This window comes from Anaerospora sp., from assembly GCF_032013335.1.
Taxonomy (GTDB): domain Bacteria; phylum Bacillota; class Negativicutes; order Sporomusales; family DSM-15969; genus Anaerospora.
In genome coordinates, this window is the sequence record NZ_DALZUO010000002.1 from 1 (window position 1) to 12,692 (window position 12,692).

Annotated in this window: 12 protein-coding genes, 3 tRNA genes and 1 pseudogene; 15 read left to right on the top strand and 1 reads right to left on the bottom strand. The window is 47.0% G+C overall.

What is annotated here, in order from left to right; translation table 11 throughout:
* From RTR76_RS01980 to RTR76_RS02045, 14 genes and pseudogenes are all read left to right on the top strand, one after another.
* Positions 1-188 (top strand): annotated as a pseudogene (locus RTR76_RS01980) (stage V sporulation protein S); the annotation flags it as partial.
* Positions 189-739: 551 nt separating this feature from the next.
* A complete protein-coding gene (locus RTR76_RS01985; protein WP_312516185.1) occupies positions 740-1,699 on the top strand; it encodes a winged helix-turn-helix domain-containing protein in 960 nt (319 codons plus the stop codon).
* 50 nt (positions 1,700-1,749) lie between these two features.
* Positions 1,750-2,178: a methylaspartate mutase subunit S gene (gene glmS, locus RTR76_RS01990; RefSeq protein WP_312516187.1), complete on the top strand. Its 429-nt coding sequence runs from the start codon at positions 1,750-1,752 to the stop codon at positions 2,176-2,178.
* A complete protein-coding gene (glmL, locus tag RTR76_RS01995; RefSeq protein ID WP_312516189.1) occupies positions 2,175-3,572 on the top strand; it encodes a methylaspartate mutase accessory protein GlmL in 1,398 nt (465 codons plus the stop codon). The genes glmS and glmL overlap by 4 nt, the downstream gene beginning before the upstream one ends.
* On the top strand, positions 3,563-5,014 hold the full coding sequence (locus RTR76_RS02000) for a methylaspartate mutase subunit E (RefSeq protein WP_312516191.1): 1,452 nt from the start codon (positions 3,563-3,565) through the stop codon (positions 5,012-5,014). Before glmL ends, RTR76_RS02000 begins: the two co-directional genes overlap by 10 nt.
* 12 nt (positions 5,015-5,026) lie before the next feature.
* Entirely contained in the window at positions 5,027-6,274 is a 1,248-nt protein-coding gene (locus RTR76_RS02005; protein WP_312516193.1) for a methylaspartate ammonia-lyase, read from the top strand.
* 13 nt (positions 6,275-6,287) lie between these two features.
* Positions 6,288-7,229, top strand: a complete 942-nt coding sequence (locus RTR76_RS02010; RefSeq protein WP_312516195.1) for an alanine-tRNA synthetase second additional domain-containing protein — start codon at positions 6,288-6,290, stop codon at positions 7,227-7,229.
* Positions 7,230-7,284: 55 nt separating this feature from the next.
* Positions 7,285-7,578 (top strand): citrate lyase acyl carrier protein, encoded by a 294-nt coding sequence (gene citD / locus RTR76_RS02015; RefSeq protein ID WP_312516197.1) that lies wholly within the window; start codon positions 7,285-7,287, stop codon positions 7,576-7,578.
* The gene (locus tag RTR76_RS02020) at positions 7,575-8,453 is read left to right on the top strand and encodes an aldolase/citrate lyase family protein (protein ID WP_312516199.1); all 879 of its coding nucleotides are present in this window, start codon (positions 7,575-7,577) and stop codon (positions 8,451-8,453) included. The genes citD and RTR76_RS02020 overlap by 4 nt, the downstream gene beginning before the upstream one ends.
* On the top strand, positions 8,450-9,991 hold the full coding sequence (gene citF, locus RTR76_RS02025) for a citrate lyase subunit alpha (RefSeq protein WP_312516201.1): 1,542 nt from the start codon (positions 8,450-8,452) through the stop codon (positions 9,989-9,991). Before RTR76_RS02020 ends, citF begins: the two co-directional genes overlap by 4 nt.
* A 2-nt stretch (positions 9,992-9,993) precedes the next feature.
* Positions 9,994-11,043 (top strand): [citrate (pro-3S)-lyase] ligase, encoded by a 1,050-nt coding sequence (citC, locus tag RTR76_RS02030; RefSeq protein WP_312516203.1) that lies wholly within the window; start codon positions 9,994-9,996, stop codon positions 11,041-11,043.
* A gap of 255 nt (positions 11,044-11,298) precedes the next feature.
* Positions 11,299-11,375 (top strand) — tRNA-Pro (locus tag RTR76_RS02035).
* 23 nt (positions 11,376-11,398) lie between these two features.
* Positions 11,399-11,472: transfer RNA gene (locus RTR76_RS02040), tRNA-Gly, on the top strand.
* A gap of 15 nt (positions 11,473-11,487) precedes the next feature.
* Positions 11,488-11,564 (top strand) — tRNA-Arg (locus RTR76_RS02045).
* A 118-nt stretch (positions 11,565-11,682) separates the two neighbouring features.
* Here the strand turns inward: RTR76_RS02045 and RTR76_RS02050 are convergent.
* On the bottom strand, positions 11,683-12,177 hold the full coding sequence (locus tag RTR76_RS02050; protein WP_312516205.1) for a DUF5683 domain-containing protein: 495 nt from the start codon (positions 12,175-12,177) through the stop codon (positions 11,683-11,685).
* A 146-nt stretch (positions 12,178-12,323) separates the two neighbouring features.
* Here RTR76_RS02050 and RTR76_RS02055 point away from each other — a divergent pair, with 146 nt between their 5' ends.
* Positions 12,324-12,482 (top strand): hypothetical protein, encoded by a 159-nt coding sequence (locus RTR76_RS02055; RefSeq protein WP_312516207.1) that lies wholly within the window; start codon positions 12,324-12,326, stop codon positions 12,480-12,482.
* Positions 12,483-12,692: the final 210 nt, after the last annotated feature.

Genomic DNA, 12,692 nt, shown 5'->3' on the forward strand with positions numbered 1-12,692 from the left:
TAGCATCAGTTCCGGCTATTGTCCCGGCTGCGGTGGAAGGAAGCAAGCTCATTTTACAGCACAGGTTTGATGGTCGGGAATTGGAGTTAAACCATGCCAAAGAGACGCTCAAATATATTGTCAGCCTATGGGGAGGGCCGGTTGAGTTATTGACAAATATAGATAATAAAGAGATTGCCTTATGCTAAAGAGGTTCATTAGAACCGCTTTAGCGTGTAGCCAAACGTACAGGATATTGCCATGTCGTTTTACTCCTCGCAATGACAGTAAAGTCAGGTGTCATCGCGAGCGTAGCGTGGCGATCTCCTTCGTTGGATTACTTTTGTACACAGCTTCGAGCGGCTTATAAGAGCCGCTCAGGCCGTTGATAAAGCCCCATCTGCGTTGTACCCGCAAGGGGTAAGCCGAAGTTCTAAGGCACTAAAGTGCCAAGGACTTCGCATTCAGGCCTGCGGGAGCTCGTTTGTCGTACCCGCGCTGTACTGTCTTCGCTCGCTTCCTCGGAATTCCCCGCGCCCACAGCTCTTTGTTGCACAAAAGCAAACACTTGAGATGGAGATCGTGCATCTGAGACTTTCTGAACGGCCTGGGAACGAGGTTTCTCGACAAACTGAGCGGCTCATTTGAGCCGCTTTTTGTTTTGCGTGAAAATTTGTTGATTTTCCGCACATCCTATGAGATAATAGTAGTGCCACGAGAAATTGGATTAATGGATTAAGCCAATGTGAGGTAAAGTGTAATGATTCTTCATCGAATGGGTATTCCGATTTATTTGCAAGTGAAAACGCATATCCTGGACAGAATAAAAGCAGGCGATCTTTTAGCGGGAGCTAAAATTCCTACGGAAAGAGAATTGGCTGCTGAACTTGGTATCAGCCGCAATACAGTAAGTGCTGCCTATAAGGAGCTTTTGCTTGAAGGCGTGCTTGAAGCCAGACAGGGGAGGGGGACATTTGTTAAAGCTGTGACATCCTCAGAGGATGAAGAGGACTTTGCTGGCTCAAAGCGTGACCGCTTGGCAAAAATAATCGATGATGCTATGGCAAAAGCAAGTGAACTGGGGTTCACAGTGGACCAATTTGCGGCTATTACCCACATTCGGGCTCAAATTAAGACGATGGCTGTGCGCACCCTCCGGGTAGCGATTGTAGATTGTACAGCTGAATTTGTTCACCGTTTTGCCGGTCAGATTAGTCAGCATATGGCTGTCCATTGTGAAGAAGTGCTGCTGGCTGATGTCGAACAGGGGCGAGTGCCGGTCGAACTTTTGCAGGCCTGTGACCTTGTAGTGACAACAATGGAGCATCATGCTGCATTGCTCAGACTGCATGCCGTAGACAATAAGCTAATGGCGCTTGCTGCTATACCCCGCCTTGAGGCCGTTATTCAACTGGCCCGTATCTCTCATACCCAGGCGGTTGGTGTAATTGCGAAAAGCAACGATTATTTTCGGGCAATCAAACGCTTGCTATCCCGTATTAATGTCGGTGCCTTACAGCTTGAGCCAATTTCATCGCTGGAAAAAGAAGTACTGCAGCGGTTTATTGACAGCCACGCCGTGCTGGTAGTCTCCGAAGAATTAGAGGCGACTGTGCGGCAATTGGCGGGAGATAACCAGGAAATCATCGTTTTCTCTTATGAAATTGATCAGGGATCAATCAACCAGCTTATGGCCCGTCTTGTTATCCAAGCTCAATAATTTAGTACGATGTTTAAATTTTAATAAAGCACTAAAGGAGTAATTACCGAATGCAAAACAAAGTGAAAGTAATCCTTGGCGTCATTGGTGCCGATTGCCATGCAGTCGGCAATCGAATACTGGAACATGCAATTTCAACTGCCGGTTTTGAAGTAGTGAATCTTGGCGTTTTGGTCAAGCAGGAAGAGTTTGTTAATGCTGCTATTGAAACTGATGCGAAGGCTATTTTAGTTGCGTCTTTATATGGTCACGGCGAGATAGATTGCCGCGGTCTGCGCGATCGCTGCCACGAGGCAGGGATTGGCGATATTTTGCTGTATGTAGGCGGTAATCTGGTTGTAGGTAAAACTGACTTTACAGCGGTAAAAGACAAATTTATTGCTATGGGCTACGAAAGAGTGTATGCTCCTGGCACGCTGCCGGAAGAAGTAATCGAAGATCTTATGAAAGACATGAAAGAGCGGGGATACTGCGCGTGAAACCCGTCTTGCTTATCGATTTTGGCAGTACTTACACCAAGATAACTGCAGTTGATGTCGTAAGCGAAACCGTATTAGGCACTGCCAGAGGAATAACCACTGTAACTACTGATATTACTGAAGGATTAAATGAAGCCCTGGAAAAGCTGTTTCAAAAGACAGGAAGGCTGGAGTTTGACCGTGTTTTAGGTTGCTCCAGTGCTGCCGGCGGCTTGAAAATGGTAGCTGTCGGCCTGGTGCCCGAATTGACAGCAGAAGCGGCGAAACGGGCAGCGTTAGGCGCGGGAGCGAAGGTGCTAGGTGTCTTTTGTCATGAATTGAGTGAATATGAAGTAGCAGACATTGCTGCACTGAAGCCGGATATTATTCTGCTTGCAGGCGGAACTGACGGCGGCAATAAGCAGGTTATTCTTCATAATGCAACAATGCTCACTCAGCTTGGGCTGGATGTCCCTGTTGTCGTAGCAGGCAACAAGTCGGTGACACCCTCGGTTGTGCGCATTTTAAGTGAAACTATGTCAGAAGTGGTTCATGCCGAAAACGTCATGCCCCGTCTGAATGAATTAAATATCGAATCAGCCCGCCAGATGATCAGGGGCATTTTCTTAAAGAAGATTGTCGAAGCAAAAGGCTTGCATAAAGCCAACAAGCTGGTAGACCGTATGGTTATGCCAACACCTGCAGCTGTATTAAAAGCAGCTGAATTAGTGAGCCGGGGCAGCGAAGGGGAACCGGGATTAGGCGATATTGTTGTCGTCGATATCGGCGGTGCCACAACGGATATTTACTCCATTGCCAAAGGCGATCCTACTCAGAGCAGCGTCACGCTGCACGGCTTGCCTGAACCTGAAGCCAAGCGTACGGTTGAAGGTGATCTGGGGATGCGCTATAGTGCGGCTCCGCTGGTAAGGGCAGCAAGGGCTGCTGTTATTGCCCGCTGGGCAGGAGTCGAAGAGTCGGTTGTCATTGATTATGCGGAAAAAGTAGAAGCAAATATTGAATATCTGCCGCAGTCGCCTCAGGAAGAACAGGTGGAGGTTGCCATGGCGCGGGCTTGTACCGCATTAGGCATTGACCGTCATACTGGTTACCTGGAAACGTATTTTACCCCTTTTGGTACTGCATACAGCCAGATTGGCAAAGACCTGACAGAAGTGAAAACGGTGATAGGCACTGGCGGCGTTATTATTAACAATCGCTATCCGGAGAGCATTTTGCAGGGCGTGGTTTTTGATGAGGCGAAGCCGGAAGTTTTAAAGCCCCGCAATCCTGAGTATCGTATTGATGAATCCTATATCATGGCTTCAATGGGCTTGCTAGGGGAAGAATATCCCGATGTGGCCGTGCGCATGATGAAAAAGTATATTGTCGGAGGGAATAAAGAGTGGAACTGAAAAATAAAAAGTGGACAATGGATAAGTTTTTTGGAATGCGTGAAGACGTACTCACTCACTGGGCAACAGGTAAAGAAGTAAACCTGGAGGAAGCCTTTCAATATCATCAGACCATTCCTGCAAAAAAGCATTTTGCCAAGCGCCTCGTAAAGGCGAAACAAAAAGGGGAGACTCTTACGCAGCCCCGTGCCGGTGTAGCGCTGATTGATGAACATATCAATCTCTTGAATTTCCTGAGAACAGAAGGCGAGGCCGATTTACTGCCTTCTACCATTGACAGCTATACCCGCCAGAATCAGTACAAAGAAGCCCAAAACGGCATTGATGAAAGTCTGAAAGCAGGCCGTTCACTGTTAAATGGTTTTCCGGCTGTCAATCATGGTGTAGCTGGTATTCGCAAAGTAGTGGAAAGTGTTGACGGACCGCTGCAGGTTCGCCACGGCACACCCGATGCACGCCTGCTTACTGAAATTACGCTTGCCGGCGGTTTTACCGCTTATGAGGGTGGCGGTATTTCCTACAATATTCCCTATGCGAAAAGCGTATCGCTGGAAAGAACAATTTATGACTGGCAGTATTGCGACCGCCTGGTAGGCTATTATGCTGAGCAGGGTATTGAAATTAACCGCGAGCCCTTTGGCCCGCTGACTGGTACGCTTGTACCGCCAAGCATTTCTCATTCGGTAGCCATTATTGAAGGTATCTTGGCTGCTGAGCAGGGAGTTAAAAATATTACACTCGGCTATGGCCAATGCGGCAACTTGTTCCAGGATATAGCTGCAATAAAAGCACTTGAGCAATTAGCCGAAGAATATTTAGCGAAATACGGTTATGGTGATTGTGTACTGACAACTGTTTTCCATCAATGGATGGGCGGCTTCCCACAAGACGAAGCGAAAGCTTTCTCGGTTATTTCCTGGGGAGCGGCAGCGGCAGCGCTGGCTAAAGCAACGAAAGTTATTGTTAAAACTCCTCACGAAGCACTTGGCATTCCTACAAAAGAGGCTAATGCACAGGGTCTCAGAGCAACTAAGCAGTTAATTAATATGCTTAGCGATCAGGCGTTCCCGATTACCAAAGAAATTGATGCGGAAATTGCGATTATTAAAGCCGAAACCCGCTGCATTCTTGATAAAGTATATGAAATGGGAGATAGTGATTTCGCAGTAGGTGCAGTTCGGGCTTTTGCTGCCGGGATTATTGACGTTCCTTTTGCACCAAGCAAATTCAACTTAAATAAAATTCTGCCTGCCCGTGATAATAATGGCGCAGTTCGTTTGTTTGAAGTAGGCAACCTGCCCTTTACGCAAGACATTATTGATTTCCACCGGGCAAAGATTGATGAACGGGCTAAGTTCGAAGGTCGCAATGCCAGCTTCCAAATGGTTATAGATGATATATATGCCATATCACACGGCCGCCTGGTTGGCCGTCCACGTTAAGGAGGAGAAGTTATGAAAATTATTGATGTAGTAGCATCACGTGGTCTTACTGGTTTTTACTTTGATGATCAGCGGGCGATTAAAGCCAATGCCGGACATGATGGGTTCACCTATGTGGGCCAACCGGTTACACCGGGCTTCACTGCTATCCGTCAAGCCGGTGAGTCGGTATCGGTTATGCTGGTGTTGGAAGACGGTCAGGTAGCCTATGGTGACTGCGCTGCCGTGCAATACAGCGGTGCAGGTGGGCGTGACCCCGTTTTTCTTGCCGACGATTTTATTCCGGTTGTTGAAAAGCTGATTAAACCACAGCTGGTTAACCGTGAATTGAATTCCTTCAAAGTGCTTGCTGAAGAAGTGGATAACCTGATTAATCCCGGTACGGGTAAACAAATTCATACCGCTTTGCGCTATGGTGTTACGCAGGCTATTTTGGACGCAGTGGCTAAAGCCAAGAAACAACTGATGTGCGAAGTTATTGCTGAAGAATACAATACGCAGGTAAGTGATCGCGAAATACCGGTCTTTGCACAGTCCGGTGATGACCGTTACTTAAACCCTGATAAAATGATTATAAAAAAAGCGCAAGTACTGCCTCACGCTTTGATTAATAATGTAAAAGAAAAACTGGGCGGCAAAGGTGAACTGCTGTTAGAATATGTGGAGTGGCTGCGCAACCGTATTCTGGCAATCCGCTCCAGCGAAGAATATCAGCCGACCTTGCACATTGATGTGTATGGTACTTTCGGACTTGCTTTCAATAATGAAATCGAACCGATGATTGCTTATTTCCGCCAACTGGAAAAAGCAGCAGCACCTCTGAAACTGAGGATTGAAGGACCGGTTGATGTTGAAGACCGGGATAAGCAGATTGAAGTGCTGAAAGAAATCACGGCTCGCCTCCATCAGGAAAATATCAATGTTGAAATTGTTGCCGATGAATGGTGCAATACACTGGCAGACATTAAACTGTTTGCTGACGAATGTGCCGGTGATATGCTGCAAATTAAAACTCCTGACCTTGGCGGTATTAACAACACCATCGAAGCAGTGTTATACTGTAAAGAAAAAGGTATCGGTGCTTACCAGGGCGGTACTTGCAATGAGACCGACCGTTCCGCACAAGTATGCGTTCATATCGCAATGGCTACTCAGCCTGTGCAAATGCTGGCCAAGCCAGGCATGGGCGTTGACGAAGGCCTGATGATAGTATACAACGAAATGAACCGTATTTTGGCCTTGCGGAAGGCGCGCCGGTAGAAACGGAGGAACTATGAAATCACCCGGACTTAGCGATCAATTAATGTATTCCAGCTATTTTGCTCCCCGGGGTCGTAACCGTATGTATATCCTGGGTCAGCAGCTTAGCGGACGTTATTTGTCTCCTCTTGACAGGCTTATCGGTATTATTGGTGAGTCAGGCGCAGGCAAATCTTCGCTGGTGCGGGGGATGTTTCCCGGCTTGGAATTGACTAATGATGACGACGGCGTTAATATCCGGCCGCTGCCACTTTTGAAGAATATCGATAAGGGCTTTTTCTCCAGTCATACTTATCATGTGGATATTCGCTTTGAGCTGGCTTTTACGCAGATTCACGTGCTGGCCGAAGCAGTGCAGAAAGCATTGGCTCAGGAGAAACGGGTTATCGTAGAACACTTTGACCTGCTTTATCCCATTCTGGGGCGCAATGCTGATGTTCTGTTAGGTGTTGGTGGTGAGGTCATTGTTGTGCGGCCAACGGTGTTCGGTCCTTTTCCTAAAGAGCTGATCGAAGTCGTTACAAAAACACTTCGTTACCGGAAGATGGCGCACACGGCAGAAGACTTAACGGCCCGGATTTTGGTCAATGATTATCAGGCTTTTCTGCCCTTTAGCCATCGTGATGTGCATCATGGCTTTGTTCTGGAATATCCGATTGAATTAGATGCGGATCTTCGGGACGTAGAAAGAAAAGTAAGAGCCATGATTGATGATGGTGTTGATATTTGCTATGCTGATGAAACGCATATTCGCATTGGCAAAGATATGTGGTCCTGCTCAGGGCCGCGGACTCATGTTAAAAATACGGAAGACATTGAGAATTTCCGGCTTCTCTATGAATATAAATATGATCCTAAGACAAAGTCTTTCCTGATTATCGGCCTTGTTGGTACGCTGAAAGATGACTTAGATGGTTTTGCCGGATTGACATTAATGGCTTCTGGTCATTGCTAATCGTGCTGCCCCCTTTCGGGGCAGCCTTCTCTATATCTTAAGCGAGGTGTGAACTATGGTACAACTATTACGGCCTGCTCAGGCAGGTACATTGGAATCCAATGATATTATGATAACGGTAGCGCCTGGGGAAGCAGGAGGCGGTGTCGTGATTGAACTGGACAGTCTGGTTATGGCCCAGTATGGTGCTGTTATTCGTCAAACGCTTGCCGACACGGTGGCAGTGCAGGGCATTGCTGATGTTTACATAAAAGCAGTTGACAGAGGCGCGCTGGACTGCACGATACGGGCAAGGATGCTGGCAGCACTCGCCCGTGCCGGTGTTATTAGTGAGGGGGTTATCGTATGACGGATTTACGCAGAACTATGCTGTTTTTACCTGGCAATAATCCGGGTATGCTGCAAAATGGCGGTATTTTTGGTGCCGACTCACTGATTCTTGATCTGGAAGACGCAGTTGCTCCTGCCGAAAAAGATACGGCCCGTCTCTTGGTTGCTCATTCGCTGCGCGAAGTTGACTACAGCGGCTGTGAAACGGTAGTGCGTATTAATACTCTCGACACCTTCGGCAAACAGGATATTCGCGCTATCGTGCCTTGCCGTCCGGCAGCCTTATTAATACCCAAAGTTCAGACCGCCGATGATATTCGTGCGGTTGCTGCTGAGATTGCTGCTGCTGAACAGCCTGGTCAATCGCCGGTGGGGATTATTGCCCTTATTGAGACCCCTCGCGGCCTGGCTGAGGCGTACTCTATTGCTACGGCCAGTGAACGTATGCTTGCATTGGCTTTTGGTGCTGAAGACTATACGGCTGCGCTTGGTGCGCAGCGCACAAAAGAGGGCAGCGAGATATTAAATGCCCGGGCAGCGCTTGTTAATGCAGCTGCTGCAGCTGGTATCCAGTCAATAGATACACCTTTTACGGATGTGAATGATGAGGAAGGCCTTATCAAGGATACGGCTTTTGCCAAACAGCTTGGCTTTAAAGGCAAATTGACGATTAATCCCCGGCAAATAGATAGTATTCATCTTGTATTTAATCCTAGCAGCAAGGAAATAGACTGGGCTGAGCGGGTCATGCAGGCAATCAGGCAAGCGGAAGCTGAAGGCTCAGGGGTAGCTTCGCTTGATGGCAAGATGGTAGATGCACCGATTGTCAACCGTGCAGAACGGACGCTGTTTTTAGCTGATTTGCTTGGGCTCAGGAAGGAGGCAAAGGCATGAGAAACATGTTGCAACGCGAAATTCCAGAAAAAATTGCGGGTTATGGTGAGGTCAGGCCTTTTGCTGGTGCCTTTGCCACTGCGCCGGATATGTGCCGCCAGGCACCACCGGTGAAACGCATTATGCCTGGAGAAAGCAAGCTGCTTTCCTCAATCGAAGATGTATTCAGGAAAGTGCCTATCACTGACGGGATGACCTTGTCGTTTCACCATCATTTCCGTAATGGTGACGGAGTGGTTAATCAAGTACTGGCTGTTGCGGCTAAGCTGGGAATAAAAAATCTAAAAGTGGCGCTAAGCTCCATTTTTCCGGTACATAAGCCGTTGATCGACCATATTCAAAATGGTGTGGTTGTTGCTTTAGATACGAACTATATGTCAGGACCGGTAGCGGAAGCTGTATCGGCAGGAATACTCAAGCAGCCTGTTGTGCTGAGGACTCATGGCGGGCGGGCTAGAGCAATTGAATGCGGTCAGCTTAAAATTGATGTAGCCTTTATTGCCGCTCCTGCTGCCGACGAATATGGTAATGTTAATGGTGTACAGGGACCGGCCGCCTGCGGATCGCTTGGCTATGCCCTGCCTGATGCCGAATATGCTGATTGTGTAGTTGCTGTTACTGATTTTCTGGTGGAATATCCGTTGTCGCCTGTATCCATTCCTCAGACACGGGTCGATTATGTCGTTACCGTTGACCAGGTGGGAGATCCCAAGGGGATTGTATCGGGTACAACCCGCATTACCAAAGACCCTGTAGGTCTTAAGATTGCTGCTACGGCAGCACGGGTTATTCAGGCCGCCGGGATGATTAAGGATGGCTTTTCTTTTCAGACAGGCGCAGGCGGAGCCTCTCTGGCAGCAGCGCATTTCGTCAGAAAAATGATGGAAGAGGCCAAGGTAACAGGCAGCTTTGCGCTAGGTGGCATTACAGGCTATATGGTGGAAATGCTGGAGCAAGGTTTGTTTAAAAAGCTAATTGATGTACAAGGCTTTGATTTGGATGCGATTCGCTCGATTGCTGCCAATCCTAATCACCTGGAAGTAAGTGCTGGTTTCTACGCGAGTCCCTATAATAAGGGCTGCGCTGTTAACCAATTGGATGTGGTTATTCTCGGTGCGACTGAAATTGATACCGATTTTAATGTGAATGTTGTTACAGCTTCAGACGGCGTTATCATGGGTGGCTCTGGTGGTCACAGCGATGCTGCCGCCGGCGCAAAAATAACAATTGTTGTGGCAAACCTGCTCAGGGGCCGATTGCCGATTATTATGGACAAGGTATTGACGGCAACGACGCCTGGAGAGACAATAGACGTATTGGTCACCGAGCGGGGCGTTGCCGTTAACCCCCGCCGTCCGGAGTTGAAAGAGCAGCTGCTTGCTGCCGGTCTGCCGGTAAAAGATATCAATGAATTAAAATTGTTAGCAGAAAAAATTGCCGGTGTCCCGGCACAAGTTATTACAGGAGAGAAGATTGTAGCTGTTGTCGAATATCGCGATGGCACGGTCATTGATGTTGTTCGTCAGACAAGGAGGTAATTATGGAATGGGGCAATATTGAGAAGCGGATAGTCAATTTGAAAAATGCAGTGGAAGTGGCAGCCGTCCGTTCTTTCCTGGAGCGTTTTGAACTATCCTTTGATGAAACGGTGGACTATACTCTCGCCTTTTACCGGGAAGAGGGTTTAGTTGCTACCGGATCGCTGCAAGGGGAAGTGCTGCGTAATATTGCCATTGATGAAACGCTGCAGGGAGCGGGCCTGACGTCTCAGGTGGTAAGCTCTCTGATGAGCGAGGCTGCCCGGCGGGGGCAGTATCACTATTTCCTCTATACAAAACCGGATAAGGCGCATTTATTCAATGCACTGGGTTTTCAACTAGTGGCTCAGGCTGATTCATATGCCGCACTCCTCGAAACCGGGCTGGGTTCTATTGCCTCCTATTGCCGGAGTCTTGTAACCTGTACGGCTCATTTACCGCAGGGGCCTCGGGCGGCTTTGGTTGTAAACTGCAACCCCTTTACACTGGGGCACCAGGCTGTAATTGCGAAAGCAGCAAGGGAGAATGCGGCAGTTATTGTTCTGGTAGTAAGTGAGGACAAATCCTTATTCCCCTTTGAAGTGCGCCTGAAGCTGATTAAAGAAGGACTAGCCGATTATTCCAATGTTGCTGTTGTTCCTGGAGGTAAATACATTGTCTCAGCAGCTACTTTTCCGGGCTATTTTACAAAGGGGCAGCAGACAGTTGCGGCTCAAACCCGCCTGGATGCCACCATCTTTGCCACTCGCATTGCTCCTGAATTGGGTATTACAGTTCGGTATGTAGGTGATGAGCCGTATTGTCCTGTTACTAACGCCTATAATCAGGCGCTGCAGGACATATTGCCTGCTCATGGTATAGGCGTGAAGGTGATGCCGAGACTAGCTGTGGAAGGCGAGGCAATCAGTGCATCCCGTGTCAGGGAACTTATTCGCCAAGAGCAATGGGAGGCCGTTCGCCTGCTGGTGCCTGACAGTACCTACCGGTATTTAACTTCGCCTGAAGCAGTTGCAGTACTGGCTGCTATACGCCAAAGTAATTCCAGACACTAAAAAACAAGCGGCACTAAGAAAATAGAGGGTTATTTTCTTAGTGCCTTATTGCTTGCAAATATAATAACTGTGAAAAATTTGGGAAATAAGCCAAATTTACGCATTAGCTGCTTGACATAATATAAAACATCTGTTATCATAATAAATGTCGTCAAGGGCAGTCAGAGCAAGTAACTCTGGCAGCGAACTTGAAAAAAGATGAAAAAATGTGTTGACATTATTGCATCCGACATGATATAATAATTCTTGTGTTAACGGGGCGTAGCGCAGTTTGGTAGCGCACCTGGCTTGGGACCAGGGGGTCGCAGGTTCGAATCCTGCCGCTCCGACCATTTCAATTTCATAATCAAAACGTGCGGGTGTAGCTCAATGGTAGAGTCCTAGCCTTCCAAGCTAGCTGCGTGGGTTCGATTCCCATCACCCGCTCCATTTTTTTGTTTGCATGTCCTGGTAGCTCAGCTGGATAGAGCAACGGCCTTCTAAGCCGTGGGTCAGGGGTTCGAATCCCTTCCAGGACGCCAGAATTTTTTGTTGTAGGACATGTTAGCAGAAAAGTTGTAGATGATAGGTATACAACATAATACTTACTAAAATGATAAGCCAGTTTCCCGAATCGGGGAAACTGGCTTTTTTGTGTCTTTAGACCGATTGTTTACTGTGTAGAAAGAGATCTAAGGCATGCCCAACCGCCATCGCAATACAACCATATCCTAAACCCGATAAGATGGGGAATTGTTTGTAGGGCCAAATAATTCCGAAGAGCATCCCGATGCTTAAACCGATGAAAAGGCCTGTCAATCTGGGGAGGTGATGTGTAGGTCGCGTTCCTTGAAGCTGTAATTCTTGGTTTTGTGCAGCAGCGCAGTTAAAAGCATGCCACATACTGAAAGAATAAATGCCGGGATAAAACATAAGCCAATGCAAATTCATGTGGGTTAGCTCTGAATGAGGGTGCACATTAAATTCAAGGATTATCTGATAGTTGAGGTTAGAAAAGAAATTTAGAGATAATTCCAGGAGCAAAATCAAAAGTCCAATCCAATGATCGCGATTATAGAGCTGTCCCAAACCTGGGAGCATCGCAGACCACAGTAGGGCCGCCCATGGGCTTCGATAAGTTTGTGGCTTACGCATACTATCACCAATAGTAGTGTACCCAGTCTGAATTTTTCTAATAAAATTCTTAAAAAAGACTTTTACAATAGAATAAAAGAAAAAACATAAAAGGGATTTTCTTCCAAACAAAGAATTAATAAGGAAAAATATGGAAGGTGACTGTAATGAAAGTTACAAAAGTTGCGCCAGTTTTTCGTATACCCAATGTGAATTCGCAAGAACAATACCGTGATGATGCATTTCTTGCGAAAAAAAGGCCGGATCGATCCTTTGCGATTATATTGGAGAAGGCACTGCAAGAGCGAGTCAAAATCAGGCAATAGTATAAAGAAGCAGCGAAGAGAGCTGAAGGACCGCAGGATATAATGCGATTCTTCAGCTCTCTTTAATTATAACAACTAAAGCATTTTTTAAATAAAGTATATAAATAATGACATTATTAGTTAAGATATTAAATAAATGTTTAAAATTCAAATAAAAAACTAAATGTTGGTGTGTAAAATAAGCTTTATGAAACAGTTATCGTAAAAGGA

What these genes read in the sequence shown, in the direction of transcription:
- RTR76_RS01985 (WP_312516185.1), top strand. Translation starts at nt 740, where the DNA reads ATGATTCTTCATCGAATGGGTATTCCGATTTATTTGCAAGTGAAAACG.
- glmS (WP_312516187.1), top strand. Translation starts at nt 1,750, where the DNA reads ATGCAAAACAAAGTGAAAGTAATCCTTGGCGTCATTGGTGCCGATTGC.
- RTR76_RS02005 (WP_312516193.1), top strand. Translation starts at nt 5,027, where the DNA reads ATGAAAATTATTGATGTAGTAGCATCACGTGGTCTTACTGGTTTTTAC.
- RTR76_RS02010 (WP_312516195.1), top strand. Translation starts at nt 6,288, where the DNA reads ATGAAATCACCCGGACTTAGCGATCAATTAATGTATTCCAGCTATTTT.
- citD (WP_312516197.1), top strand. Translation starts at nt 7,285, where the DNA reads ATGGTACAACTATTACGGCCTGCTCAGGCAGGTACATTGGAATCCAAT.
- RTR76_RS02020 (WP_312516199.1), top strand. Translation starts at nt 7,575, where the DNA reads ATGACGGATTTACGCAGAACTATGCTGTTTTTACCTGGCAATAATCCG.
- citF (WP_312516201.1), top strand. Translation starts at nt 8,450, where the DNA reads ATGAGAAACATGTTGCAACGCGAAATTCCAGAAAAAATTGCGGGTTAT.
- citC (WP_312516203.1), top strand. Translation starts at nt 9,994, where the DNA reads ATGGAATGGGGCAATATTGAGAAGCGGATAGTCAATTTGAAAAATGCA.
- RTR76_RS02050 (WP_312516205.1), bottom strand. Translation starts at nt 12,177, where the DNA reads ATGCGTAAGCCACAAACTTATCGAAGCCCATGGGCGGCCCTACTGTGG.
- RTR76_RS02055 (WP_312516207.1), top strand. Translation starts at nt 12,324, where the DNA reads ATGAAAGTTACAAAAGTTGCGCCAGTTTTTCGTATACCCAATGTGAAT.